At 63.6% G+C, this 26,526-nt stretch carries 17 protein-coding genes and 1 pseudogene; 13 read left to right on the plus strand and 5 right to left on the minus strand.

Going from position 1 to position 26,526, the window contains the following annotated elements; genetic code table 11:
- Positions 1–75: 75 nt before the first annotated feature.
- A complete protein-coding gene (locus tag BMW89_RS03990) occupies positions 76–858 on the plus strand; it encodes an enoyl-CoA hydratase/isomerase family protein (RefSeq protein WP_092023395.1) in 783 nt (260 codons plus the stop codon).
- A 170-nt stretch (positions 859–1,028) separates the two neighbouring features.
- Here the strand turns inward: BMW89_RS03990 and BMW89_RS03995 are convergent, their stop codons facing one another.
- The 3 genes and pseudogenes from BMW89_RS03995 to BMW89_RS04005 all read right to left on the minus strand — a co-directional run bounded on the left by BMW89_RS03995 (position 1,029) and on the right by BMW89_RS04005 (position 5,281).
- On the minus strand, positions 1,029–1,457 hold the full coding sequence (locus BMW89_RS03995; protein WP_092022875.1) for a GlcG/HbpS family heme-binding protein: 429 nt from the start codon (positions 1,455–1,457) through the stop codon (positions 1,029–1,031).
- Positions 1,450–4,426: pseudogene (locus tag BMW89_RS04000) on the minus strand (FAD-binding and (Fe-S)-binding domain-containing protein). Before BMW89_RS04000 ends, BMW89_RS03995 begins: the two are co-directional and overlap by 8 nt.
- A 105-nt stretch (positions 4,427–4,531) precedes the next feature.
- Complete coding sequence (locus BMW89_RS04005) at positions 4,532–5,281, minus strand: GntR family transcriptional regulator (protein WP_177195839.1); 750 nt, start codon at positions 5,279–5,281, stop codon at positions 4,532–4,534.
- A 133-nt stretch (positions 5,282–5,414) separates the two neighbouring features.
- On the opposite strand from BMW89_RS04005, the gene BMW89_RS04010 reads away from it, so the two are divergent.
- From BMW89_RS04010 to BMW89_RS04055, 10 genes are all read left to right on the plus strand, one after another.
- The gene (locus BMW89_RS04010; protein ID WP_502686375.1) at positions 5,415–6,617 is read left to right on the plus strand and encodes a pyridoxal-phosphate-dependent aminotransferase family protein; all 1,203 of its coding nucleotides are present in this window, start codon (positions 5,415–5,417) and stop codon (positions 6,615–6,617) included.
- A gap of 55 nt (positions 6,618–6,672) precedes the next feature.
- Positions 6,673–7,956: an MFS transporter gene (locus tag BMW89_RS04015; protein WP_092022881.1), complete on the plus strand. Its 1,284-nt coding sequence runs from the start codon at positions 6,673–6,675 to the stop codon at positions 7,954–7,956.
- A gap of 116 nt (positions 7,957–8,072) precedes the next feature.
- Positions 8,073–9,272 carry a pyridoxal-phosphate-dependent aminotransferase family protein gene (locus tag BMW89_RS04020; RefSeq protein WP_092022883.1) on the plus strand — a complete coding sequence of 400 codons (1,200 nt, stop codon included), beginning with the start codon at positions 8,073–8,075 and terminating at the stop codon, positions 9,270–9,272.
- 44 nt (positions 9,273–9,316) lie between these two features.
- Complete coding sequence (locus tag BMW89_RS04025; RefSeq protein WP_092022885.1) at positions 9,317–10,114, plus strand: enoyl-CoA hydratase/isomerase family protein; 798 nt, start codon at positions 9,317–9,319, stop codon at positions 10,112–10,114.
- 570 nt (positions 10,115–10,684) lie between these two features.
- The gene (locus BMW89_RS04030) at positions 10,685–14,602 is read left to right on the plus strand and encodes a VCBS domain-containing protein (RefSeq protein ID WP_177195806.1); all 3,918 of its coding nucleotides are present in this window, start codon (positions 10,685–10,687) and stop codon (positions 14,600–14,602) included.
- Between the two features lie 244 nt (positions 14,603–14,846).
- Positions 14,847–15,809, plus strand: a complete 963-nt coding sequence (locus tag BMW89_RS04035) for a Bug family tripartite tricarboxylate transporter substrate binding protein (RefSeq protein WP_502686380.1) — start codon at positions 14,847–14,849, stop codon at positions 15,807–15,809.
- A 166-nt stretch (positions 15,810–15,975) separates the two neighbouring features.
- On the plus strand, positions 15,976–16,518 hold the full coding sequence (locus BMW89_RS04040; protein ID WP_092022889.1) for a tripartite tricarboxylate transporter TctB family protein: 543 nt from the start codon (positions 15,976–15,978) through the stop codon (positions 16,516–16,518).
- Between the two features lie 11 nt (positions 16,519–16,529).
- Positions 16,530–18,047 (plus strand): tripartite tricarboxylate transporter permease, encoded by a 1,518-nt coding sequence (locus BMW89_RS04045; RefSeq protein WP_092022891.1) that lies wholly within the window; start codon positions 16,530–16,532, stop codon positions 18,045–18,047.
- A 164-nt stretch (positions 18,048–18,211) separates the two neighbouring features.
- The gene (locus tag BMW89_RS04050) at positions 18,212–19,087 is read left to right on the plus strand and encodes an outer membrane protein (protein ID WP_092022893.1); all 876 of its coding nucleotides are present in this window, start codon (positions 18,212–18,214) and stop codon (positions 19,085–19,087) included.
- Positions 19,088–19,327: 240 nt separating this feature from the next.
- On the plus strand, positions 19,328–20,221 hold the full coding sequence (locus BMW89_RS04055) for an outer membrane protein (protein WP_092022895.1): 894 nt from the start codon (positions 19,328–19,330) through the stop codon (positions 20,219–20,221).
- Between the two features lie 78 nt (positions 20,222–20,299).
- Here BMW89_RS04055 and BMW89_RS04060 read toward each other — a convergent pair whose 3' ends face one another.
- Together BMW89_RS04060 and BMW89_RS04065 are read right to left on the minus strand one after the other, a co-directional pair.
- Complete coding sequence (locus tag BMW89_RS04060; RefSeq protein WP_092022897.1) at positions 20,300–21,493, minus strand: CaiB/BaiF CoA transferase family protein; 1,194 nt, start codon at positions 21,491–21,493, stop codon at positions 20,300–20,302.
- 132 nt (positions 21,494–21,625) lie between these two features.
- Positions 21,626–21,862 carry a hypothetical protein gene (locus BMW89_RS04065; RefSeq protein ID WP_349516526.1) on the minus strand — a complete coding sequence of 79 codons (237 nt, stop codon included), beginning with the start codon at positions 21,860–21,862 and terminating at the stop codon, positions 21,626–21,628.
- A gap of 284 nt (positions 21,863–22,146) precedes the next feature.
- On the opposite strand from BMW89_RS04065, the gene BMW89_RS04070 reads away from it, so the two are divergent.
- A complete protein-coding gene (locus BMW89_RS04070) occupies positions 22,147–25,395 on the plus strand; it encodes a M10 family metallopeptidase C-terminal domain-containing protein (RefSeq protein ID WP_177195807.1) in 3,249 nt (1,082 codons plus the stop codon).
- Between the two features lie 204 nt (positions 25,396–25,599).
- Positions 25,600–26,526 (plus strand): class I SAM-dependent methyltransferase, encoded by a 927-nt coding sequence (locus BMW89_RS04075; protein ID WP_143062706.1) that lies wholly within the window; start codon positions 25,600–25,602, stop codon positions 26,524–26,526.

The raw sequence follows: 26,526 nt of genomic DNA on the forward strand, positions 1-26,526 counted from the left end.
CGCGATAGATTGCCCTTGCGCCTTCCGCCCGAGCTGCCGCTAATGGCTGCAAAGCGGGAGCAAGGAAGCGACGTCATGACCGACACCACAAGCGTCATCACCGAGAAGCGCGGGCAGGCGTTCTGGATCACCATCAACCGGCCGGAGAAACGCAACGCGCTGAACGGCGACGTCATCGCCGGCATCACCAAGGGCTATCGCGACGCGCATGATGACAAGGACGTTCGCGTCATCGTGCTGACCGGCGCGGGCGACAAGGCGTTCTGCGCCGGCGCCGATTTGCAGAATTCCGGCGCGGCTTTCGCGATGGATCATTCCAGGCCGAATGTCGACTATGCCGATCTGCTGCGATTGTCGCAGAACGCGACCAAGCCCGCGATTGCGCGGGTCGGCGGCGTCTGCATGGCCGGCGGCATGGGCCTGTTGTGCATGACCGACATGGCGGTTGCCGCCGATCACGTCATCTTCGGCCTGCCCGAGGTGAAGGTCGGCGTGTTCCCGATGCAGGTGTTGAGCCTGCTGCAAAGCATCGCGCCGCCGCGGCTCGTCAACGAATGGGCGCTGACGGGTGAACCTTTTGACGCGAAAGCAGCGCAAGGGGCGGGGCTTCTCAACTACGTCGTGCCCACAGCCGAGCTCGACGCGAAAGTCGATTGGCTGATCGGCCGCATCGTCGACAAATCCCCGACCGCGATCCGCCGTGGCAAATACGCCATGCGCGCCATCGCCTCGATGTCGTTCGACGAGAGCATTGCCTACACCGAAAGCCAGATCGCGCTGCTCGCGATGACCGAGGACGCCAAGGAAGGGCTGAAGGCGTTCGGCGAGAAGCGGAAGCCGGTCTGGACGGGACGGTAGAGGGGAGAGCATAGCTCTCGTGTCCCGGACGCGCTGCAATGCGTTAGCGTTGCTGCGCAGAGCCGGGACCCAGAAAGCGGCGCTGGCTCATGCGGCGACATGGGCCCCGGCTCTGCAGCGCATCGCGAAGGGCGCTGCGCTGCGTCCGGGGCACGAGACTGTGCCGCACCTCAGCCAGCGTTAGCCTTCAGCCCGGCCGCTTGAATACCCGCGACCGCACAGGCTTCGTCATTGTCGGAGGTGTCGCCGGACACGCCCACCGCGCCGAGCAGCGTGGTGCCGTCCATGATCAGCACGCCGCCGGGGACGGGCACCAGCGCGCCCTTAGCAATCGTGTTCACGGCATCAATGAAATAGGCCTGTTCCTGCGCCCGCTGGTACAACGCGCGCGAGCCCATGCCCAGGGCGAGCGCGCCGTAGGCCTTGCCGTGCGCGATCTCGGCGCGCATCAGGCTGGTGCCGTCTTGCGCCGCGGCGATCTTGAGCACGCCGCGCGCGTCCAGGATGGTGACGACCAGCGGCTTGAGCTTCAGCTCGGTGGACTTTGCGAAGGCGGCGTCGAGGATTTTTCGGGCAGTGTCGAGCGTGAGATCAGCCATGGCTGGGTTCCTTTTCAGTGTGAGGAAGTGGAATTGGTTCCGGCGCGATCGAGGCTCATCGCCAGCACGCGTGCGACGTGAAGTGCCTCGCGCTGGGTGCCGTCGTGGATTTGATGCCGGCAAGAGGTGCCGTCGGCGACGACCAGCGTGTTCTGGTCCGCGCGCCGCACGGCGGGCAGCAGCGATAGCTCGGCCATCTCGATCGAGGCATTGTATGTGTCCGCGCCATAGCCGAACGCGCCGGCCATGCCACAGCAACTGGATTCGATGGTCTCGACCTCAAGGCCTGGGACGAGGCGCAGCACCTGCTCGACCGGTTTGAAGGCGCCGAAGGATTTTTGATGGCAATGGCCGTGGACCACGGCCTTCTCAGCGACGGTGCCGAGTGGCAGTTGCAGTCGGCCGGCTTCCGCCTCGCGCACCAGAAACTCCTCGAAGGTGAGGGCATGCGCGCCGACCGCCTTGGCGTCGTTGTCCTTGCGCAGCGATGCGAGCTCGTCGCGAAGTGTCAACAGGCAACTCGGCTCGAGGCCGACGATCGGCACGCCGCGCGCGGCGAAGGGCGCGAAGGCGGTGACGAGACGATCGAGCTCCGACTTGGCTTCATCGACGAGTCCGGCGGACAGGAATGTGCGACCGCAACAGAGCGGGCGGCTGCCGCTCGCGGGTTTCGGCAGATGCACCCGATAGCCGCCAGCCGCGAGTACGCGCAGCGCGGCCTCGAGGTTTTCGCGCTCGTAGATGCGATTAAAAGTGTCGGCGAAGAGAACGACTTCGCGGCCGGTTTCCGGCCCGACGCTATCGGCCGGCGATACGAACACGTCGCGGCGGAAGGCGGGCAGGGCGCGGCGCGCGCTGATACCGGCAAAGCGCTCGAACAGCTTTCGCAGCAGCGGGCTGCGATTGCGCAAATTCGCCAGCGGCGCGAAGCGCGACGCGAGGCCGGCATAGCGCGGGAGGTAGCCGACCAGCCGATCGCGCAATGTCAGGCCGTGGGAGGCTACGCGCGCAGCGAGCACCTCGATCTTCATCTTGGCCATGTCGACGCCGGTCGGGCATTCGTGGCGGCACGCCTTGCAGGAGACGCAGAGCTTTAGGGTCTCCATCATCTCGTCGGAGGAAAGGGCATTGGCGCCGAGCTGGCCGGAAATCGCGAGCCGCAAACTGTTCGCGCGCCCTCGCGTGACATCCTTCTCGTTGCGGGTGGCGCGATAGGACGGACACATCACGCCGCCCTCGAGCTTGCGGCAGGCGCCGTTGTTGTTGCACATCTCGACAGCGCCCTGAAAACCGCCGCCGGCGCCGGGATAAGCGGACCAGTCGAGTTTTGTCTTCAACTCGCCAACGCGATAGTCCGGCTTGAAGCGGAACAGCGAGCGGTCGTCCATCCTGGGTGCGTCGACGATCTTGCCGGGATTGAGCACGCCATCGGGATCGAAGCGATGCTTCACCTCCCTGAAGTCGGCGACGAGGCGCTCGCCAAACATGGTTTCGTGGAATTCGGAGCGCACCAGGCCGTCGCCATGCTCGCCGGAATGCGAGCCCTTGTATTCGCGCACCAGCTCGAAGGCTTCTTCCGCGATGGCGCGCATCGCCTTGACGTCTTTCTCCAGCTTCAAATTCAGCACCGGGCGCACATGCAGGCAGCCCTCGGAGGCATGTGCGTACATCGTGCCGCTGGTGCCGTGCTTGGCAAACACCTCGCTTAGCCGCGCGGTGTAGTCGGCGAGATGCGGCAGCGGCACGGCGCAGTCCTCGACGAAGGAGACCGGCTTGCCCTCCTGCTTCATCGACATCATGACGTTGAGGCCGGCGGCGCGGAAATCGGCAATGCCGGCTTGCCGCGCCGGCTCTGATATCTCGACCACGCCGCCCCATTTGCGCGTGTCGTTATTCCAGCCGAAGCCGAGATCGCCCATCAGCTCGCCGAGCTGCTTCAGGCGCACCAGATTGTCCGCCTGGTCTTCTTCCGCGAACTCGACCACCAGCACGGCATCCGGATCGCCCTTGATGGCGGCGTTGATGATCGGCTTGAACATCGCGATGTCGCGGCCGAGTGCGAGCATGGTGCGGTCGACCAGCTCGACCGCGATCGGCTTCAGCTTGACCAGATGCTGGGCTGCATCCATCGCCTCGTAGAAACTACCGAAATGGCAGATGCCGAGCGCCTTGTTGCGGATCACGGGCCAGAGCTTCAGCTCGACCTTGGTGGTGAAGGCGAGCGTGCCCTCCGAGCCGACGAGCAGATGCGCCATGTTGTTGCGCGCGTTGCGCGGGGTAAGCGCATCGAGATTGTAGCCGCCGACCCGGCGCTGCACTTTTGGAAAGCGCGCCGCGATTTCGTCGGCCTCGCGGGCGCCGAGATCGAGCATGTCGCGGAACAGGGCGCGCATGGCATCGTCTGCGTCGCTATCCGAGAGATCGCGCGAGACCTCACCAAAACGGCTCAGGGTGCCGTCGGCAAGCGAGGCCTCCATCGATAGCGTGTTGTCGCGCATGGTGCCGTAACGGAGAGAGCGGCCGCCGCAGGAATTGTTGCCGGCCATGCCGCCGATGGTGGCGCGCGAGGCCGTGGAGACGTCGACCGGGAACCACAGGCCGTGCTTCCTGAGCTGGCGGTTGAGGTCGTCGAGCACGATGCCGGGCTCGACCACACAGGTCCGGCCCTCGACGTCGAGCGACAGGATGCGGTTCAGATGCTTGGAGAGGTCGACCACGAGCCCGTCATTGACGGTCTGGCCGCACTGCGACGTGCCACCGCCGCGCGGGGTCACCTTCAGTCCCTCGTCGCGGGCGATCGCCAGCGCCCGCAACGCCTCGTCCATGGCCCTGGGGACCACCACGCCCGCGGGCATGATCTGGTAGAACGAGGCGTCGGTGGCGTAGCGGCCGCGGCTGAAACCGTCGAACAGGACGTCGCCGGTCGTTTCCGCGCGCAGGCGCCGTTCGAGCGAGGAGGCGTTTATCATCCCTGGTCCCGGATTGATCCAACGAGGCGCCCGGCCCAGTTGGAGTATTCATTCTTGTTACTGACCGATTATATTATGAATTCAAAATGAGCAAGCGGTTGCCCCTTAAGGCGCTGCCGGCGCGTCCTCTTGAGGTTCCGTCAGGTGCTCAATCGCGGCCGTCCGCTTGTTGCGCAGGTGCTGGAACAGGATGTCGCTGAGCTCGCTTGCGGCGCGGCGGCGCAGTGCGTCGAGGATCGCCTCGTGCTCGCGCATTGCCTCCGCCCAGCGCTGCCGCTTGCGGGCGAAATTGGCGGAGTAGCGGATGCGGCGGATTCTCCCTGCGAAATTGGCGTAGGCGATCTTCAGCGTTTCATTGCGCGCGGCCGCGACGATGCTCTCGTGGATGCGCTGGTTGGTCTGGAAATAGCCGTGCATGTCGCGGTGCAGATAATGGCCGTACATCTCGTAATGCAGCTGCTCGATCGCGATGATCTCTTCATCCGTAATGGCTTCGCAGGCGAGGCGTCCGGCGAGGCTTTCCAGTCCCGCCATCACGTCGAACAGTTCTTCCAGGTCGCGCTGGCTGAGCTGGCGCACCCGCGCGCCGCGGTTCGGCAGAAGCTCGATCAGGCCCTCGGCGGCGAGCACCTTTAAGGCTTCGCGCAGGGGCGTGCGGGAGATGCCGAGCATCTCGCAGAGCTGCCGCTCGGGAACGCGGGCGCCGTCGGGAATGTTGCCTTCGACGACGTAGTCGCGCAGCCGCAGCAGGATCTCGCCGTGAAGCGAGGCCTCATGGCGGTCCTCTTGGCGGTCGCCGCCATTGGCGGCGGGCGGGGCGATCGGAACCCCATCGTCGGGAATCGTGGATTTCATTTCCAGCACAATAGTTTGCTCGGTTGGTCGCGTCGACGTCCACAATCGAATACCAAATTTCGATTGAAATGACAAAAAATGAATGCAAAATAGACCGCAGAGCCGGCTAGAACCCGCAGACAGGGAGGTTTTCATGCATCAGGGACGCCATTTCCTTCAGATTCCAGGCCCGAGCCCGGTCCCCGAGCGCGTCCTGCGCGCCATGGACATGCCTGTTATCGACCACCGCAGCGCGGAATTCGGCGAACTCGGCCGCACGGTGCTCGAAGGCAGCCAGAAAATTTTCCAGACCAAGGGCCCGGTCATCATCTTCCCCTCGTCGGGGACGGGCGCCTGGGAGGCCGCGATCGTCAACACGCTGTCGCCGGGCGACAAGGTGCTGATGGTCGAGACCGGCCATTTCGCCACCCTGTGGCGGCAGATGGCGGGGCGCTTCGGCATCGAGGTCGATTTCGTTGCGGGCGACTGGCGTCGCGGTGCCGATCCCGCATTGATCGAAGCAAAGCTCACCGAGGACAAGGCGCGCGCGATCAAGGCCGTGATGGTCGTGCACAACGAGACCTCGACCGGCGCGACCAGCCGCATCGCCGAGATTCGCGCCGCGATCGACCGCACCGGCCATCCTGCGCTGCTGATGGTCGACACCATCTCCTCGCTCGGTTCGGTCGATTACCGCCACGACGAATGGAAGGTCGACGTCAGCGTCAGCTGCTCGCAGAAGGGCTTTATGCTGCCGCCCGGCCTGGGCTTCAACGCGATCTCGCAGAAGGCGCTCGCCGCAGCGAAGACCAACAAGATGCCGCGCTCCTATTTCGACTGGGAGGAGATGCTCAAGCCCAATGCCAACGGCTTCTTCCCCTATACGCCGGCGACCAATCTGCTCTATGGCCTGCGCGAGGCGATCGCGATGCTGCTCGAAGAGGGGCTCGACAACGTGTTCGCACGGCATCAGCGGTTAGCCGCTGCGACGCGTGCCGCCGTCAATCATTGGGGGCTCGAAGTGCTCTGCCAGGAGCCGGCCGAATTCTCGCCGGTGCTCACCGCCGTGCTGATGCCGCCCGGCCATGATGCCGATCAGTTCCGCAAGATCGTGCTCGATAATTACAACATGTCGCTCGGCTCCGGGCTGTCGAAAGTCGCCGGAAAAGTCTTCCGCATCGGCCATCTCGGCGAATGCAATGCGCTCACCCTGCTTGGCGCGCTCACAGGCGTGGAGATGGGCCTTTCGGTCGCGGGCGTGCCGCACCGCTCCGGCGGCGTCGATGTCGCGATGAAGCTCCTGGAGCAGCGGCCGCAGGGCAATGCATCGCCGCATCTGAAGGTGGTCGGTACTTAACACGCGCGGGACACGCGGGCTGACAATCATAAGAAGCGATCAGGGAGGGGTGGAGATGAAAATTCGGTTCAAGGCCACGCATGTCGTGCTGGCGATGCTCTGCGCGATGTATTTCATCACCTATGTCGACCGGGTGAACATCGGCACGGCCGCAAGCGAGATCCAGAAGGAGCTCGGCCTTTCGAATACCCAGCTTGGCTTCGTCTTCTCCGCCTTCGCCTATCCCTATCTGCTGTTCCAGGTGATCGGCGGCTGGGTCGGCGATCGTTTCGGGCCGCGCAAGACACTGTTCTGGTGCGGCATGATCTGGGCGGCGGCGACCATCTCGACCGGATTCGTCAACGGTCTCTTCGCGCTGTTCATCGCGCGCTTCGCGCTCGGCTTCGGCGAGGGCGCGACGTTCCCGACCGCAACGCGCGCGATGCAATATTGGACGCCGGCCAACCGCCGCGGTTTTGCGCAAGGCCTCACCCATTCCTTCGCCCGGCTCGGCAATGCCGTGACGCCGCCGGTGGTGGCGCTGCTGATCCTGTGGCTGACCTGGCGCGGCGCGTTCGTCGTGCTCGGCTTCGTCAGCCTGATCTGGGGCGTGATCTGGGTCTGGTACTTCCGCAACGAGCCGAAGGAGCATGCCTCGATCACGCAGGCCGAACTCGCCGCGTTGCCGCCGCGCCCGACCGGCGAGCGGCCGCGCGTCCCGTGGGGCCCGTTGCTCGGGCGGATGTGGCCGGTGACGCTGACCTATTTCTGCTACGGCTGGTGCCTGTGGCTGTACCTGAACTGGTTGCCGCTGTTCTTCAAGAACAACTACAGTCTCGACATCAAGAACTCGGCACTGTTCGCCTCCGGCGTTTTCTTCGCCGGCGTGGTCGGCGATAGCGTCGGCGGCGTGCTCTCGGACAAGATCCTCGATCGCACCGGCAATGTCCGCCTGGCGCGGCTCAGCGTCACCGTAACAGGGTTTGCGGGGGCGCTGCTGTCGTTGTTCCCGATCCTGTTCGTGCACGACATTACCATCGTCGCGCTGTGCCTGTCGGCGGGGTTCTTCTGCGCCGAGCTCGTGATCGGCCCGATGTGGTCGATCCCGATGGACATCGCCCCGAAATATTCCGGCACCGCGTCGGGGCTCATGAACACCGGCTCGGCCTTCGCCGCCATCGTCTCCCCGCTCGTTGCCGGCTTCGTGATCGACGCGACCGGCAATTGGTATCTGCCGTTCCTGATGTCGATGGGGCTGCTGCTGCTCGGCGGGGTCTCGGCCTTCCTGATGCATCCGGAGCGCCCGTTCACGGAGGCCGAAGAGCGCCTGCCGTCCGGAAAGGTGGTGGCCGCGGAGTAGGGGCCGGCGGAGGTCCAGCGCTAATGCATGGGAGTCGTCCTTTGGAGAGGGGACAAGCCGGTCAAATGGTGCTATTCGGCGGCCATCAAAATAAGGCAAGACCGGGAAGGACGCCGATGACCGTGCATACTGGAAGGCATTTTCTCCAGATTCCAGGACCGACCAACGTGCCCGACCGCGTGCTGCGGGCGATGGACATGCCGACGCTGGATCATCGCGGTCCGGAGTTCGCCGAGCTCGGTTTTGGCGTGCTTGCCGCGATGCAGCGCGTGTTCCGCACCAAGCAGCCCGTGATCATCTTCCCCTCGTCCGGCACCGGCGCCTGGGAAGCGGCGATGGTCAACGTGCTGGCGCCCGGTGACAAGGTCTTGATGTGCGAGACCGGCCAGTTCGCCGTGCTGTGGCGCGGCATCGCCGAGAAATTCAAGCTCGACGTCGACTTCATTCCGAGCGACTGGCGCCATGGCGCTGATCTCGCCGAGATGGAGAAGCGGCTCGCGGCCGACAAGCAGCACGCGATCAAGGCGGTCTGTGTCGTGCACAACGAGACCTCGACCGGCTGCGTGACGTCGCCGCTCGACGTGCGCAAGCTGCTCGACCGCGTCAAGCATCCGGCGCTGTTGATGGTCGACACCATCTCCGGCCTCGGCTCGATGGAATACGAGCACGATGCCTGGGGCATCGACGTTTCGGTCGCCGGCTCCCAGAAGGGCCTGATGCTGCCGCCGGGTCTGAGCTTCAACGCCGTCTCGGAAAAGGCGCTGGCTGTTGCCAAGGCCAATCCCGGCATGCGCTCCTATTGGGACTGGCAGGAGGTCATCACCTTCAACAAGCTCGGCACCTTCCCCTATACGCCCGCCACCAACCTGCTCTACGGCCTGCGCGAAGCGGTCAAGATGCTGGAAGAGGAAGGGCTCGAGAACGCGTGGACCCGCCACAAGCGCCACAGCGCCGCGACCCGCGCCGCGGTCAAGGTCTGGGGCCTTGAGACGCAATGCGCCGACCCTGCCGCGCATTCGCCGGCGCTGACCGGTGTACGCGTGCCTGATGGCCACGACGCCGACGCCTTCCGCAAGGTGGTGCTGGAAAACTTCGACATGTCGCTCGGCACCGGCCTGAACAAGATCAAGGGCAAGGTGTTCCGCATCGGCCATATCGGCCATTTCAACGATCTGATGCTGATGGGCACGCTCGCGGGCGTCGAGATGGGCCTGGATCTTGCAAAGATTCCGCACCGGAGCGGCGGCGTGTTGGCGGCCATGGACGTCCTGAAGGGACGCGATGTGGTGCCGATGGCCAAAGCCCAAGTCGCTTGAAGGCTCAGGTGGCCTGAAATCAACAACTGTGAAGTGAGCGCGCGATGAACGCACCGACGACGACCAACGAAGACCTGCTCTACTCCGTCACGGACGGCATCGCGCGGATCACCTTCAACCGCCCCCAGGCGCGCAACGCCATGACCTTCGCCATGTATGACCGCATGGCGGAGATCTGCCAGGAGATCAACGCCGACCGCTCCATCAAGGCGCTGATCCTCACCGGTGCCGGCGACAAGGCGTTCGCCTCCGGCACCGACATTTCCCAGTTCCGTGCGTTCAAAACCGCGCAGGACGCGCTCGACTACGAGGCGCGGATCGATCGCGTGCTCGGCACGCTCGAACAGTGCCGCGTGCCGGTGATCGCGGCGATCGCGGGCGCCTGCACCGGCGGCGGCGCCGGCATCGCCGCCTGCTGCGATCTTCGCATCGGCACCGAGACGACGCGCATCGGCTTTCCGATCGCGCGCACCCTCGGCAACTGTCTGTCGATGTCCAACATCAGCCGCGTCGTCTCGCTGGTCGGCCCGGCCCACACCAAGGATATGATCTTCAAGGCGCGCCTCGTCGAGGCGCAGGAAGCGCTGTCGCTCGGCCTGCTTACCGAGATCGTGCCCGACCTCGAGACGCTGCAGCGCCGCGCGGATGAGACCGCAAAGCTCGTCGCGAGCCACGCGCCGCTGACGCTGGAAGCGACCAAGGAAGCGGTGCGCCGCATCCGCCGCACGTTGTCGCGCGAGGAAGGCGAGGACCTGATCCTCAAGGCCTATATGAGCGAAGATTTTCGCGAAGGCATGGACGCCTTCCTCAACAAGCGCACGCCGGTCTGGAAGGGCAAGTAGCGCGCTCTCGGCCCACACTCCTGGCTTTTCGCGCCGGATACGCGACGCGAAAAGCCAAGGCGATTGCTGACGATATTCGTCAGCCCTTCAGCTCAGCTCCAATTGTCGCAACGGTTTCAAGCGGTTCCCTCCTTCGGAACCGCTATTGCGCACGCGCGCGTCAGCGCGTCCACGTTGACGGCGCGACGAGCTCAGGCATAAGATCGTGGAGGTTGCATCCCACCGTCTCTTTTTTGGGACAGTGGACCGACCGGGTGATTTCAAGTCCAGTCGAATTGAGCGACGTGAATTGTGTGAAGCGTTCTGACGGACCGTGCAGCAACCCGACGTCATTAAACTGAAATTGAACTGAAAAAGTAGCCACGTAGTTTCGACGACGCGAGCCGCGCCAAAATTCATTGCTGCTGACCATCCCGACGCCAGGCACGGCCTCGCGACCAAGCCAAGACCCTTAAGCCAAGATTCTTAAGCCAAGACCGTTGAGTCTCGTCTGATTTCTCAGACCGATTAGTCACGTCGCCGCGCCCCATGCGGCGGCGCCTTTATGGCAACGCAGGCAGGGATTTTTCCATGACCAACCATACGCCGGTTTTCACTTCGTCATCCGCGACGGGCAGCTTCACCGAATTCGCCAACCTCACCGACTCAACCACGCTGCACACGCTGTCGGGGACCATGAGTTTCAAGGACAGCGACAAGACCGACACCCATACGACGACCGCGACGCTGCATTCCGCGGTGGTCTCCGGCGGAACAATCGTCCCTGCGGCCTCGCTTGCGCATTTCCAGGCCGCGATGCAATCGCAGATTCTGAGCGATTCAAACGGCAACGGCCAGCTCAAATGGAGCTTTAGCGACCAGGACGAGGATTTCGATTTTCTCGCCAAGAACCAGACGCTGACACTGACCTATGACGTCAAGGTCTCCGACAATCACGGCGGCTTCGCGATCCAGACCGTCAACATCACTGTGACCGGCACCGACGACAAGCCTGTCATCAACATGGCGACGGTCGCGACCGTCACCGAGCAGGCCAACCAGACGCTGTCGCTCTCGCCCGACACGGTTCATGTCGCGCTCAACTTCACCGACGACGACCTCGCCAATACCGGGCACACCGCGACCGTGATCGGCGTCTCCGCCTCCGGTGCCACCGCGGGTCTGTTGCCGGGCCCGTTCGGCGATGCCGAGCTGATGGCGTTCTATCACGTCGACAACGTCGTCAAGACGTCCGGGTCCGCGACCGGCACCATCAACACCACCTTCTCCGCGCCCGATCTTGCCTTCGACTATCTTTCGGCGGGCCAGCATCTCGACATCACCTACACCGTGCAGCTCGACGACCATGCCGGCGGCGTCTCGACGCAGACGGTCAAGGTCACCGTGGTCGGCACCAACGACAAGCCGGTGTTCCTGTCGTGCCCGGAATCGGCCGCGCTCGTCGAGGATCAAAATGTCAGCCCGACCGGAAATCTCACTGCGCATGACAGCCTGCTCTTCGCCGACGTCGATCTCGCCGACGCGCATGTGGTCTCGACGACGGTCACTGCGACCCGTTCGGGCGGCGGCGCGATACCGCTGACCAATGCGCAATTGCTGGCCGCGTTCGGCACCGGGCTCCAGGATTCGACCGGCCATGTGATCGGCGAAGTCGACTGGAGTTTCGCGTTCCCCAATGCCTCGGCGAATTTCCTCAATGGCGGCGAGACGCTCAAGCTCGTCTATCACGTCGCGGTCGACGACGGCCATGGCGGCTCCACCACCCAGGACGTCACCATCACCATCCTCGGCGTCAACCATCCGGTCGTGATCACGAGCGGCGCGGAATCCTCCACCGTGGTCGAGCAGGACGCCACCACGGGCTCATCCGCGCCCGACACCACGCCGACGATCCCGGCGGGCACGCTCGCTTTCACCGATCAGGATACCAACGACACACATACGGTGACGGTCACGCTGGATTCGAGCTCCGGGCCGACGCCGCCGGCGGCGACACAGGCTGATCTCGCGACGGCGCTGACCACCGCGTTGCACGATTCCACCGGCACGGGCACCGGCAGCATCGACTGGAATTTTGCGATTCCGGACAAGGACCTCGATTATCTCGCGGCGAACGAGACGTTGACGGTGAACTACGACGTCAAAATCGCCGACGGCTCGACCAGCTCGACGCAGACCGTCTCGGTCGTCATCACCGGCGCCAATGACGCGGTGGCGATGACCAGCGGACCGCAATCCGCTTCGCTGTCGGAGCAGGCCGGCGTGACCGGCTCGAGCGCGATGGATACGACGAGCCCGGTGCCGACGGGAACGCTCAACTTCACCGATGTCGATCTGTCGGACGGTCACAGTGTCAACGTCGTCATGGATTCCGCCGTATGGTCGGCCAATCCGAGTCTCGTGCCGCCTGATACACTCGCCGACCTGCAGACGGCGCTCACCGCCGCGCTGCACGACTCGACCGGAACGGGCGTCGGCAGCGTCGACTGGACCTTCAGCATCAAGGATGCTGACCTCGATTTCCTCAGCCCCGGCGAAACCCTCACCGTGCAATATGACGTCATCGTCGCAGACGCGACGACGACCTCGACCCAGACGGTGACGGTCACCATCAACGGCACACAGGATCCGTTGCTCGTCACCCCGGTCACGGTCGCGGCGTCCGACACCGCGGCGAACGATACCGGTGCGCTGATTGCCAGCGGGTTGATTGCCGACGTAAGCCATCCGGTCGATCTGTCGACGCCGAGGAGCATCGTCGACGTGAACGGCAGCGCCGCCAATGTCGGCTCGCTGGTGGCCGGCGCCCATGGTTCGCTGCTGCTCAATTCGGACGGCAGCTATGCCTATTACGCCGACGCCTCGGTCGACCCGCTCCAGGCTGGCGACCATGCCAGCGACGTCTTCAACTTCACGGTCGATGACGGTCAGGGCCATCAGGCAACCACGACGCTGACCTTCAATGTCGCGGGGGTGAACGATAATCCCGCGATCACCGCCGCCAGTGCCAGCGGATCGGTCACCGAGGACGCCGGTCCCGCTGTCATCGTCAACGGCGATTTCGAGACGGGCAATCTGACAGGTTGGAGTGTCAGCGGCTCGCATATTCATGTCCAGCAATATGAGCTTGGCGGCAGCTTCGGTCACTACTCGGTGCAACTCGCACCGACCGGCAGCGAGGAGACGCTGACCCAGCAGATTTCGACCACGCCGGGCCAGCACTATTTCGTCAGCTTCGACATCATCGGCGATCCCGAAGGCGTCAACACGCCGTTCTCGGTGACATGGGACGGCGTGACGCTGCTGTCACTGAGCAATGTGGCGCCAGGAGTCAATCACTACGCGTTCGATGTTCCCGGCGATTCCCTGCTGTCGACCACGACGCTGCAATTCGCCTATGCGGACGACACCGACGGCATGATCCTCGATTCCGTCAATGTCAGCCCGGCGACGGGGCCCGCCACCGAGTCCACTGGGGGCTCGATCGCGTTCTCCGACGCGGAGACCGGCGACATCCATACCGCTGGCTTCGCGGCAGCGGGCAGCGGCTATGTCGGCGCGTTCACGCTCGATCCGGTCAGCGAGTCCGGCGGCACCGGCTCGGTGGGCTGGCACTTCACGGTGAACAATGCCGATATCCAGTTCCTGGCGCAGGGCCAGACCTTGGCCCAGGACTATTTCGTCACGATTGACGACGGCCATGGCGGTACCGTCACGCAGGACGTCACCGTCACCCTCAACGGCACCAACGACGCGCCGACCGCAGTGAGCGAGACCGTGGTCACCGATGTCGGTACCGGCAGCTCGGTCGCCATTGCGGCCTGGGCGCTGGCGCTGAACGACACCGACCCTGATACCACGGACCATGTTGGGCTCAACGCCGTAACGTCGAGCTCCGGCGGCAGCGCGGGCGCTGCCTTTGGCTTTGCTTTCTTTACTGATGACGCAACGGCCGGCGGCTCGTTCGACTACACGGCCACCGATGGGATAGCGACATCGTCCAATACAGCGACCGCGACTGTCATCAACAACGCCGCCAGCGCCTCTGTGCTGAACGGGACCAGCGGCGACGACGTCATCGTCGCCACCAACGGGACCGAGGCTCTGAACGGCGGTGGCGGCAACGACGTCCTGATCGGAACCGCATCCGGCCATGTCATGACCGGCGGCAGCGGCAACGATACGTTTGCGTTCCTTCAGCCGCTGACCGCGCCCAGCCAGATCACGGACTTCAACAACACCACCCAGCATGACCGCATTGCCATCTCGGCAAGCAGTTTTGGCGGCGGCCTGACGGCGGGCATGGACGTGACGTCGACATTCGAGACATCGGCCGACAACACCTTCTCCGGTGCGGCCGAATTCCATTTCGACACGGGCAACCAGACGCTCTATTTCAGCGCGGATGGCACGCAAGGCTCGGCGGTCGCGGTCGTGGTGGTCCAGGCTGCTGCGGTGATCAATCCGCACGACATCCTGCTCGTGTAACCCGACTGGCACCTGCTTGCGAGTGGCGCGGGCTCAGCAAGGGGCCCGCGCTTTTTTGCGGGGCGGCCGTGCTTGCAATCGATCTCATTCCAAAGTCATAAGCGGTACGACGCTGGCCCGGCTTGAACTCATCGGCGATCGCCCGCACAATGCAGTCCGCTCGACATCGCGAATTGCCAATCCAAACAAGAACATAGGCAAAAACTTGGGGAAGATGCGCGTGAAACATGGAATAAGGGCCGCAATGACGCTGGCGGCCGTGCTTTGCGGCACGCCGGCCTTTGCCGGCTGGGAGCCGACCAAGCCCGTCGAGATCGTGGTGGCGGCTGGCGCGGGCGGCGCCTCCGACCAAATGGCGCGGATGATGCAGGCCGCGATCCAGAAGAACAATCTGATGAAGCAGCCGATCGTGGTCTCGCTGAAGGGCGGCGCGTCGGGCGCGGAAGCGCTGATGTACATGAAGTCCAGTGAGGGCGATCCGAACAAGGTGCTGATCGCCTATTCGCTGATCTACATGCTGCCGCTGTCGGCGAAGATCCCGTTCAACTGGCGAGAGCTCACCCCGGTCTCGGTGATCGCGCTCGACCAGTTCGTGCTGTGGGACAACAGCGAAGGTCCCAAGACCGTGAAGGAGTTCGTCGCTGCCGCGAAGGCTGCAAGCGCGCCGTTCAAGATGGGCGGCACCGGCTCCAAGCGCGAAGACCACGTGCTGACCGTGTTCCTCGAGCAGAAGACCGGCGCAAAGTTCTCCTATCTGCCCTATAAGTCGGGCGGCGAGGCCGCGACCCAGCTGGTCGGCAACCACACCGAATCCAACGTCAACAACCCGTCCGAAAATCTCGAGGTCTGGCGCGCCGGCCAGGTGCGTCCGCTCTGTGTGTTCGACAAGGAGCGCATCTCCTACACCAGCAAGGTGACGGACACGCAATCCTGGGCCGACATCCCGACCTGCAAGGAGGAAGGCGTCGACGTCCAGTATCTGATGCTGCGCGCGATGTTCCTGCCCGGCAAGGTCACGGCCGAGCAGCAGGCGTTCTATGTCGAGCTGTTCCACAAGGTGACGCAGACCACGGAATACAAGGACTACATGGAGAAACAGGCATTGAAGCCGATCTTCCTCACCGGCAAGGATATGGTGCAATTCCTCGAGGAGGACGATGCCGCCAACAAATCGCTGATGACGGAAGCCGGATTCGTCGCGAAGTAGGCGTCTCTTCTCCCACTTCTCTCTCTCCCCGTTCTTACGGGGAGAGGGCAGGGGTGAGGGGCCTCTCTCCGCGAACGCGGTGACAGATGGACTCGCGGAGACTCCTCTCACCCGGATCGCATCTGACGATGCGATCCGACCTCTCCCGGCTTTTGCAAAGCAGCTCATGTCCCAAACCGATCTTGAAATCGTTGTCGACGATCCGACCGCGCCCGAAGACGACTCGCCGTCCGTCGTCTCCTCTGGCACGGTCGAGATAGTCGTCTGTCTCCTGTTGCTCGCGCTGGCCGCAACGCTCGGCTACGACAATTGGCGCACCGGCGCCTCCTGGGATTCGACCGGGCCCGAACCCGGCTATTTCCCGTTCTATCTCTCCGTCATCCTCGGCGGCGGCAGCCTCTACGGCCTGGTCATGGCGCTCATTGCACGGCGTGCCTCGTCCGAAAGCTTCGTCACGCGGGCGCAGGCGCGCCGCGTGATGGCGGTATTCGTGCCGACGCTGCTGTTCTGCCTCCTCACGCAGTTCCTCGGTCTCTATGTCGCGAGCTTCCTCCTGATCGCCGGCTTCATGCGCTACGTCGGCAGAATCGCGCTGTGGAAGTCGCTGCTTACCGCCTTCCTGTTCACGGCGATCATGTTCGTCACCTTCGACATCGCCTTCGACGTCATCATGCCGAAAGGGCCGCTCGAAGCGGCCTTCGGCCACTAGGCGGACCCGCGATGGAAGCTCTCGGTCTCTTGCTTCACGGCTTCGCCGTCTTGCTGACGTGGAAGACGCTCGCGCTGATGATGGTTGGGCTCGTGCTCGGCATCTTCGTCGGCGTGCTGCCCGGGCTCGGCGGCCCCAACGGCGTTGCGATCCTGCTGCCGCTGACCTTCACGATGGATCCGACCTCGGCGATCGTGATGCTGTCCTGCATCTATTGGGGCGCGCTGTTCGGCGGCGCGATCACCTCGATCCTGTTCAACATCCCAGGCGAGGCCTGGTCGGTCGCGACCACCTTCGACGGCTATCCGATGGCGCAGCAGGGCAGGGCGGCGGAGGCACTGACCGCGGCGTTCACCTCGTCCTTCATCGGCTCGCTGGTCGCGGTGCTCTTGATCACCTTCCTGGCGCCGATGATCTCGTCCTTTGCGCTGAAGTTCGGCCCGCCCGAGTTCTTCGCGGTGTATCTCCTGACGTTCTGCTCCTTCGTCGGCCTCGGCCGCGAGGCCAAGCACAAGACCGTCATCTCGATGTCGCTCGGGCTGCTGCTCGCCGGCATCGGCATGGACACGGTGTCGGGCAATCTGCGCATGACTTTCGGCTCGTCCGAGCTGTTGCGCGGCATCAACTTCCTCGTCGCCGTCATTGGCCTGTTCGGGATCAGCGAGATCCTGCTGACGATGGAGGAACGATTGGCTCTGCGCGGACATGCGGCGAGCATCTCGCTGCGCGTCGTGCTTGGTGTCTGGAAGGACATGCCGAAATATTGGGTGACGCTGCTGCGCTCCTCCTTCATCGGCTGCTGGCTCGGCATCACCCCGGGCGGCGCGATCGCGGCGTCCTTCATGGGCTACAATCTGGCAAAGCGCTTTTCGAAAGATCCCGAGAGTTTTGGCAAGGGCCGGATCGAAGGTGTGTTCGCGCCGGAAACGGCGGCGCATGCGTCGGGTACCGCGGCGCTCTTGCCGATGCTGGCGCTCGGCATTCCCGGCTCCGGCACGGCCGCGATCCTGCTCGGCGGCCTGATGGTGTGGGGGCTCAATCCGGGCCCGCTGCTGTTCGTCGAGCACAAGGATTTCGTCTGGGGCCTGATCGCCTCGATGTATCTCGGCAATGTCGTCGGCCTCGTGCTGGTGCTGACGACGGTGCCGATCTTCGCCTCGATCCTGCGCGTGCCCTTCGCCGCGGTGGCGCCCATGATCGTGGTGTCCTGCGCGATCGGCGCCTATGCGATCCAGAACGCGATGTTCGACATCTGGCTGATGCTCGGCTTCGGTGTCGTCGGCTACGTCTTCAAGAAGATCGGCATTCCCCTGGCGCCGTTCACTTTGGCGCTCGTGCTCGGCAACCGCGCCGAGGACGCCTTCCGCCTGTCGATGATCGGCTCCGGTGGCGACCTCAAGGTGTTCTGGTCGAACGGCCTGGTCGGCTCGATCACGACGCTGGCGATCGTGCTGCTGTTCTGGCCGGTGATCGACGGTTTGCTCGCCCGCGTCGGATGGACGCAACGGACCAGGACGACACCGCGCTAGGATAGCGGGATAATATCCTTTGATATCAATCGAATAGCGAGGCGGTGGTATTCTGAGCAGGATGCCATCTCAGCTTGATTGTTTCTGGATGTTGCTGTCGCGGCACAGCCCTTGGGCGGGCGGCGGCGTATATTTAAATCACAAAAACGTGCGGAGGGGATTCCATGAAGCGGATCGTGATTGGAATGGCAGCGGCGATGTCGCTGTTCGCAACGGGTGCACTGGCTGCCGATTTGGCGGCGAGGCCCTATGTCAAGGCACCGGTCATGGTCGATCCGGTCTGGAGCTGGACCGGCTTCTATGTCGGCGGCAATGGCGGCTACAGCTGGGGTCGCTCGCGTACTGACGTCTCTTATTTCAACCCTGTCACTGGTCTTGCGATCGTGCCTCCCGCCGGCTCCATCACCAATGCGTCGTTCGACATGAACGGCGGCATCGCGGGTGGCCAGGCCGGTTACAACTGGCAGAGCACAAACTGGGTGTTCGGCATCGAGGGCGACCTGCAATGGTCGGGTGAGAAGGGCCGCGCCACCTACTCCTGCGTCGGCACTGTCGCGCCCGCCGGCGGCGTCTGTCTTCCCGGCCTGACGTTCCTTCCCGCCGGCGGTCTGGCCGGTACGACCCTGACGGTCGATCAGAGCCTCCAGTGGTTCGGCACGGTCCGCGGGCGCGTCGGCATCCTGGCCACCCCGAAGGTGCTGTTCTACGGCACCGGTGGTCTGGCTTTCGGCGAGATCAAGACGACGGGGACGATGACCGGCTTCAACGGCGGTGGTGGTGCGATCGCCTCGATCGGTTCGACCTCGACGACGCGTGCCGGCTGGACCGCGGGCGCGGGTGTCGAAGGCAAGATCACCCAGAACTGGAGCGCCAAGCTCGAATATCTCTACATGGATCTCGGCCGCTTCTCGTCCGGCCCGTTCACGCTGTCGCCGACTTCGACGATCAGCACAAACGTGTCGTCGCGCTTCACCGACCACATCCTGCGCGCCGGCATCAACTACCAGTTCACCAGCGGCCCGGTGGTCGCGCGATACTGAGATCAACAAAGGCGTCAACAAGAAGCAAAGCCCGGCCTCGCGCCGGGCTTTGTCGTTTCTACGGCGGGTTCGAGATTTTTCGCATCGCATGCGTTTGTCTTGCGCGCGCAATCGCGCGGCGTCTCCTCCGAACGACTGACCTTCGTACGCAGGACGCGAAGCCGAAAAATCTTCCCTAGTGTCGCCGCGTCGAATCGCCCGCGCCAGTCGCGAGCAGACGAGCAGACGAGGGAAGAATTGATGACACGAACTTTGCTGGTTGCGGCCGCGATCGGAATACTGCTCGCACCGCCTGCCTTTGCCGCCGATCTCGCTGTGCCGCACATTTACGCCAAGGCGCCGCCGGTGGTCGTGGATCCCACCTACAATTGGAGCGGCTTCTACGCCGGACTCAATATCGGCTATGGCTGGGGCCGCTCGGCCACCACCGCCGATTTCATCGACAGCGGCGGCGGTGCGCTGCTGAGTTCGAGCGCAGGCAAATTCGATCTCAACGGCGTCACTGGCGGTGGACAGATCGGCTATAACTGGCAGCGCGACATGTTCGTGGTCGGCGTCGAGGCCGATTTCCAGGGCAGCGGCCGGAAGGGCAGCTTCGACGCGCTGTGCGCCGGCGCACCGGCCGGCTTGCAGGACGGCGTCTGCACGCCGGGCCATCGTGGCGACAACACCTTCGATCCCGCGCTGCCTGTCGCCTTCAATCTCACCCAGAAGCTCGACTGGTTCGGCACAGTGCGCGGTCGGCTCGGCGTCGCCGTGACGCCGCGCGTGCTGTTCTACGGCACCGGCGGTCTCGCTTACGGCCGTGTCTCCACCTCGGGCAGCGTGAGCGCGATCAATGTCAGCGGTTCCCCGGGCTCCGGCGACAACTTAGCGTTCACGCCCGTCGCGGCGAACTTCAACAGCAGCACGGTCAAGGTCGGCTGGAGCGCAGGCGCCGGCATCGAAGGCGCCTTCGCCGACAACTGGAGCGCCAAGCTCGAATATCTATATGTCGATCTCGGAACTGTCTCAGGCTCGCTCGCCACCCCCGTGATCGCGCTCAGCGGCGCGCCTTTGATCGTCGGCTATCGGTCGCACGTCACCGACAACATCCTGCGCTTCGGCGTGAACTACCGTTTCAACGGCACTTGAGCCGCGTCGCTACTCCCGCGAGTCAAAAAGCCCGGCACGTGCGCCGGGCTTTTTCGTTGGCGACGTCAAGCGAAGCGCTCACACCACCTTGGCGTCCTTGAGCCCTGCGATCTCGTCGGCGCCGAAGCCGAACTCTTTCAACACCTCGTCGGTCTGCTCGCCGAATTCCGGTGGCCGCGCCACCATCTTGCTCGGCGTGCGCGACAGTGTCACGGGCTGGCCGACCAGGCGGATGTGGCGATCCTCGTCGTTCGGCACGTCCTGCGCGATGCCGAGATGCTTGACCTGGGCGTCCTCGAACATCTGGTCGATGGCATAGATCGGCCCGCAGGGTACGCCGGCGTCGTTGAACTCGCGGACCCAGGTCTCGGTCGATTTGGTCAGGGTGCGCTTCTCGATCTCGGCGTTGAGCGCGTCGCGGTTCTTGGAGCGGGCAGGGGCCGTCGCGTAGTCGGGATGGCTGTAGAGCTCGGGCGCGCCGATCGACTGCGCGCAGCGTTCCCAGATCCGTCCGCCGGTCGTGGCGATGTTGATATAGCCGTCCGAGGTCCTGAACACGCCGGTCGGGATGCTGGTCGGGTGGTTGTTGCCGGCCTGTTTGGCCACTTCCTTCTCCATCAGCCAGCGCGCGGCCTGGAAGTCGAGCATGAAGATCTGGGCCTGCAGCAGCGAGGTCTGCACCCACTGTCCCTTGCCGGAGACCTCGCGCTCGAGCAGCGCGGTGAGGATGCCCATGGCGCAGAACAGGCCGGCGGTGAGGTCGGCGACGGGGATGCCGACCCGCATCGGACCCTCGCCCGGCGCACCGGTGATCGACATCAGCCCGCCCATGCCCTGCGCGATCTGATCGAAGCCCGGCCGCTTGTGGTAGGGACCGTCCTGGCCGAAGCCGGAGATGCTGCCATAGACGATGCCGGGATTGATCGCGGCGAGGCTCTCATAGTCGATGCCCAGCTTCTTCTTCACGTCGGGCCGGAAGTTCTCGACCACGACGTCGGCCTTGGCGGCGAGGCGCTTGAACACGGCAAGCCCGCGCGCGTCCTTCAGGTTCAGCGTCATCGCCCGCTTGTTGCGGTGCAAATTCTGGAAGTCGGACCCCCGCCGCGGTCCCCCCGGCTGCTCGCCGCCGGAATCCTCGGTCAGCGCGTCAATCTTGATCACAGTGGCGCCCCAGTCCGCCAGTTGCCGCACGCAGGTGGGCCCGGATCGGACGCGGGTCAGATCGAGCACGGTGAAGCGCGACAGGGCTTCCGAGGCATGCGGAAAGGGCATCTTTTAAGGCTCCGGGACAGATTGCGAGCCCACCATAGTGCCGAAACATCATGCGGCAAGCCGGCCTCGACGCGGATGCCGCCTGTCGAAATGCGGTGCCTGACGGGGGCTTGCTGCGATGCGTGATAAGGATCAGCGCGACAGGCGCTTCAACGCGGCGCGCGCCTGTTCTGCCAGCGGATCATCGCCATGGCGCGCAATGAACAGCTCGAACGCCTCCCGCGTGCCCGTCCGTCGGGCGGCTTCATATTCCTCCGTCACCGCGACGGAAGGGTCGCGGGCCATCGGCATGGCGGGGGCACGTCCCGTTTTGGCAGTTTCCGTGACATTTTCCTTGGCGACGTCGTCCGCCCTCGCTTTCCCGACCATGACAGACTGTTCTCCGAAGGGCAGATGGTCCGGCCCGGCGAGTACCGCCAGGACCCCGATCAGACCGGTTGAAAATGAGCCTAGTTTCATGATTTCCCTTACAAATCATACCGGCCGGCCATCTCGCCGCTGACCCGTATCACTACGGGATTTGATGCTCGACAGGCCATTATGGAAGGGGTGAGGGCCAGGACGCCAAATTTTAACCAAACGTATAACTCTCAAGCTAGAATCATCTACCCCGCGCTACGAATCGTGCGCGATGCGTTGCTCTGGAGAGTCCGTTGGCCACCTCTGTCACTGTCAGTGCCACCAACAATGCCGATATCGATGGCCTGCTCTCCGGATTCAAATGGACGGGGACGATCAGCTACAGCTTCCCTGACTCGCCGACCGACTATTCCAGTCCTTATAACGGCGGCAACAGCGAGCCGACCTCGTCAACCTTCGCCTCGGCGCCGAGCGCGATGCAGTCAGCGATCAACTACGCGATCGGGCTGATCCTCAGCTACACCAACGCCAACATCACGTATGCGGGCACCAACGGCGCCGACATCATGATCGCGCAGTCGTCTGCGGCCAATCCGACCTCCTACGCGTACTACCCCGGCAACTATGCGGCTGGCGGCGACGTCTGGTTCGGGACCAAATACAATTATTCGCTGGCCCAGCTCGGCAATTACTATTTCACGACGGCGCTGCACGAGCTCGGCCACGCGTTCGGCCTCAAGCACAGCCAGGAGACCGGCGGCCCCGCCAATGTCGCGGTGCCGAGCGCGCATGACGACAGCGAATACACCGTCATGAGCTATCGCAGCTATGTCGGCGCTTCGACGACCAGCGGATACACCAACGAGGCGTACGGATATCCGCAGACCTATATGGCCAACGATATCCTCGCGCTGCAAACGATGTACGGCGCGAACTACGCGACCCAGAGCGGGGCCACCGTCTACACCTGGAGCGCGACCACGGGGCAGGAGTTCATCAACGGCGTCGGACAGCTTGCGCCGGGCGGCGGCACCGGCGGCTCGGCCAACCGCATCTACGAGACGATCTGGGACGGCGGCGGCGTCGACACTTACGACCTGTCCAACTACACGACGAACCTGAGCATCAACCTCAACCCCGGCACATCGTCGGTGTTCTCCACCGTGCAACTGGCCAATCTCGGTGACGGCCATTACGCCTCGGGCAACGTCTACAACGCGTATCTCTATAACGGTGATGCGCGCTCCTACATCGACAACGCGACCGGCGGCTCCGGCAACGACACCATCCTCGGCAACGCCATTGCCAACGTGCTCAACGGCGGGGCGGGCAACGACACCATTACTGGCGGCGGCGGAAACGACACCATCATCGGCGGCTCCGGCACCGATACCGCGGTGTATTCGGGCAACCGGGTGAATTACGGCATTACTTACAATTCGAGCACGCAGACGTTTACCTTCGTGGATCTGCGCTCCGGTTCCCCCGACGGCACCGATACCGTCACGGGCGTCGAGAATTTCCAGTTCGCCGACACCGCGCTCTCCAGCACGACACTGATCACCCAGGTCGGGAACCTCACCGTCGAGGCGATCGGCACGACCAGCTTCGTGCAGCTAAACGGCTCCTATTATCTCAATCCGACCGCGGGCGGCACGGGTCCGACGCTGAAGGACTCTGGTGGCACGCCTGTCGTGGTTGGGACGTTGTCCGCACTCGTGCCGCTCGGCGCCGAGCAGGTCGGAAGCGGATATTACGTTGCCTGGAAATCGGTGACTTACGACCAATATGTGGTCTGGAACGTCGACAGCAGCGGCACCAGGAGCGCCTTCGACGTCGCGTCCTACGTCTCAGGGACGAGCTATGCTCTGGAATCGCTGGAGACCACGTTCCATCAGGATTTGAATGGTGACGGCACGATCGGTGTTGTGACGACGACGATCGAGGCGTTCGGCGCAACGAAGCTTGTGCAGGTTGCCAACAACTATTTCTTCAATCCTGTCGCCGGCGGGACCGGACCTGCGCTGTTGTACAACGGCTTCGCCGTCCTACCAGGTCAGTTCGCCGGGGTGACCCCGATCGCTGCCGAGCACACCGCGACCGGTTACGAGGTGGCATGGCACATTGACGGGACCAGCAATTATGGAGTCTGGTATACCGACAGCAGCGGCAATTATCTTTCCAACATCGGTGTGGTGTCGGGAACCAGCACTACGCTGGAAACGCTGGAGTCCAGTTTCCATCAGGATTTAAACGGAGACGGTGTCATCGGCGTTCCGACGACGGTGATCGAATCTGCCGGCTCGACCAGCCTGACGCTGATCGGCAGCAACTACTTCATGAATCCCGTCGCCGGCGGGACCGGGCCCGAGCTGATGTTCAACGGCTCCGCGGTGGTTCCGGGTCAGTTCGCCGGCGTGACCGCGATCGGAGCCGAACACACCGCAACCGGCTACGAGGTGGCGTGGCATATCGACGGCACCAGCAATTATGGAGTCTGGTACACCGACAGCAGCGGCAACTATCTTTCCAACATCGGGGTGGTGTCGGGCACCAGCAGCACGCTGGAAACGCTGGAGTCCAGTTTCCATCAGGATCTGAACGGAGACGGTATCATCGGCGTTCCGGCGACGGTGATCGAGTCTGCCGGCTCAACCAGCCTGGCTCTGGTCGGCGGCAACTACTTCATGAATCCTGTCGCCGGCGGGACCGGGCCCGAGCTGATGTTCAACGGCTCCGCGGTGGTTCCGGGTCAGTTCAGTGGCGTCACCGCGATCGGCGCCGAACAGACCGCGACAGGCTACGAGGTGGCATGGCACATCGACGGCACCACCAATTATGGAGTCTGGTACACTGACAGCAGTGGCAATTATCTTTCCAACATCGGTGTGGTGTCGGGGACCAGCAATGTGCTGGAATCGCTGGAGCCTAGTTTCCAGCAGGATCTGAACGGGGATGGCGTCATCGGCGTCGCTGCCGCAGTGGGGACAGTAATCGAGTCTGCCGGTTCGACCAACCTGACGCAGGTCGGCAGTAACTACTATCTCTACAGTGGCGGCACAGGGCCTGAGCTGAAATTTCAAGGCGTGCCGGTCGTGGCGGACCAGTTTCCGGGCATTACGCCGATCGGTGGCGAACAGACCTCGACTGGCTATGAGGTGGCGTGGAAAGTTGCAGCGACCAACCAATATGGCGTCTGGTACACGGACACGAATGGTAACTACCTCTCGAACATCGGCCTGGTGTCGGCAACGAGCAGCACGCTGGAATCGCTCGAGACCAGCTTCCACCAGGATCTGAACGGCGACGGTACGATCGGCATTCCGGCGGCGAGCCCGATGGCGGCAAGCGACAGCGCTTGGCTCCACGAGTTCTTCGCTGCCCCCGGTGGCACGTCCCTGACCGACCTCCAGCATGCGGCGCAGACCGGCAACTTCCAATCGCAGCCCGAATTGAGCGTCACGCCCGACGCTCACGATGTGGGCGCGTATCTGACGCAGTTCCTTTTGGCTCAGTCGCACGCCGACTTGTTCGGTCACTAGCTCTTCCATCGCCGAAGCGGGGCTGATCTGGCGATCGACCGAAGCCGGTCGTGCCTCGCGCTTCAACGGGACGCGCGGAAAGAGGCGACTTTCCGCCACGACCTGGCTTTCGGACATTCAGGCCCTGACGCATCTTGCGTCGCGGACGGCGATCCCGCTAGGAGAATAGGGTTTCGATCTTCACTCCAGGCGCGAGGAGGCATCTTGCGGGCAACGTCGTTTCACAAGGGAATCCATTGTGGCGCGTCGGACATCGTTCCGGCACTCGATGCCTGTCCGATTTGTCTATCGTCCGAGCCGCGCGAAGCGGTCTTTCAGATTCAGGCTGCGCCCGACATCGCCATGCTCAAATGCGGCAGATGCCGCGGCTGTTCGGCATCGCACATGCCGAAGGGCGATCTGCTCGCCAGGTACTATGCGCAGTATTATGCAGACACCGAGCTGAGGACCACGACATCGGATACGGGTTACTTCGCGCGTCACGTGACAGCGCCAATGTCCGGCCTGGTTGGGGCGCGCCCGCTACGCATTCTCGATTATGGCGGTGGTGATGGGAGCGTTGCCTACGCGATAGCAAAAGGGCTCCTGGACAAGTCCGGCGATTGCGGCATCCACATTGACGTCGTTGATTTCGAGGCGCCGCGCGCATCCGGCGACGGACGCATAACCCTGCAAGGCTGCAAGGAGCTTCGCGACGTTGGAGGCGATTATGACCTCATCCTCGCCAGTGCGGTACTGGAGCATGTTCCGCAGGTGAACGCCGTCATTCGCACGTTGGCGACGTTAGCGCGGCCGGGGGCATATTTCTACGCCAGAACCCCGTTCATGATCCCACTGGCACGCCTGATCCGGAAGTTCGATCTGACTTATCCCGCCCATGTTCATGACATGGGGAGCTCGTTCTGGAATCGATTCGTCCAGACCTTTGAGCTGAAGGCCGAGACGATCGTCTCGCGCGCCTCACTGATCGAGACGACCCTTCTTGAAGCGCCGGCGCGAACAATCGCGGCCTTCGTGATGAAGCTGCCCTCTCATCTGGAATTGGCAGTGAGGCGGCCCGGGCCAATGGACCCGATCTGGACGCTGGTGGGCGGCTGGGAGGTTGTCCTGCGCTTCAAACGTGACCGGTAA

The sequence above is a fragment of the Bradyrhizobium sp. OK095 genome, assembly GCF_900109945.1.
Classification (GTDB): Bacteria; Pseudomonadota; Alphaproteobacteria; order Rhizobiales; family Xanthobacteraceae; genus Bradyrhizobium.

Coding starts and splice junctions, on each gene's coding strand:
- BMW89_RS04020 (WP_092022883.1), top strand. CDS start 8,073: ATGACCGTGCATACTGGAAGGCATTTTCTCCAGATTCCAGGACCGACC.
- BMW89_RS04060 (WP_092022897.1), bottom strand. CDS start 21,493: ATGCCCTTTCCGCATGCCTCGGAAGCCCTGTCGCGCTTCACCGTGCTC.
- BMW89_RS04065 (WP_349516526.1), bottom strand. CDS start 21,862: ATGGTCGGGAAAGCGAGGGCGGACGACGTCGCCAAGGAAAATGTCACG.
- BMW89_RS04025 (WP_092022885.1), top strand. CDS start 9,317: ATGAACGCACCGACGACGACCAACGAAGACCTGCTCTACTCCGTCACG.
- BMW89_RS04005 (WP_177195839.1), bottom strand. CDS start 5,281: ATGAAATCCACGATTCCCGACGATGGGGTTCCGATCGCCCCGCCCGCC.
- BMW89_RS03990 (WP_092023395.1), top strand. CDS start 76: ATGACCGACACCACAAGCGTCATCACCGAGAAGCGCGGGCAGGCGTTC.
- BMW89_RS03995 (WP_092022875.1), bottom strand. CDS start 1,457: ATGGCTGATCTCACGCTCGACACTGCCCGAAAAATCCTCGACGCCGCC.
- BMW89_RS04015 (WP_092022881.1), top strand. CDS start 6,673: ATGAAAATTCGGTTCAAGGCCACGCATGTCGTGCTGGCGATGCTCTGC.
- BMW89_RS04045 (WP_092022891.1), top strand. CDS start 16,530: ATGGAAGCTCTCGGTCTCTTGCTTCACGGCTTCGCCGTCTTGCTGACG.
- BMW89_RS04050 (WP_092022893.1), top strand. CDS start 18,212: ATGAAGCGGATCGTGATTGGAATGGCAGCGGCGATGTCGCTGTTCGCA.
- BMW89_RS04030 (WP_177195806.1), top strand. CDS start 10,685: ATGACCAACCATACGCCGGTTTTCACTTCGTCATCCGCGACGGGCAGC.
- BMW89_RS04055 (WP_092022895.1), top strand. CDS start 19,328: ATGACACGAACTTTGCTGGTTGCGGCCGCGATCGGAATACTGCTCGCA.
- BMW89_RS04035 (WP_502686380.1), top strand. CDS start 14,847: ATGACGCTGGCGGCCGTGCTTTGCGGCACGCCGGCCTTTGCCGGCTGG.
- BMW89_RS04010 (WP_502686375.1), top strand. CDS start 5,415: ATGCATCAGGGACGCCATTTCCTTCAGATTCCAGGCCCGAGCCCGGTC.
- BMW89_RS04040 (WP_092022889.1), top strand. CDS start 15,976: ATGTCCCAAACCGATCTTGAAATCGTTGTCGACGATCCGACCGCGCCC.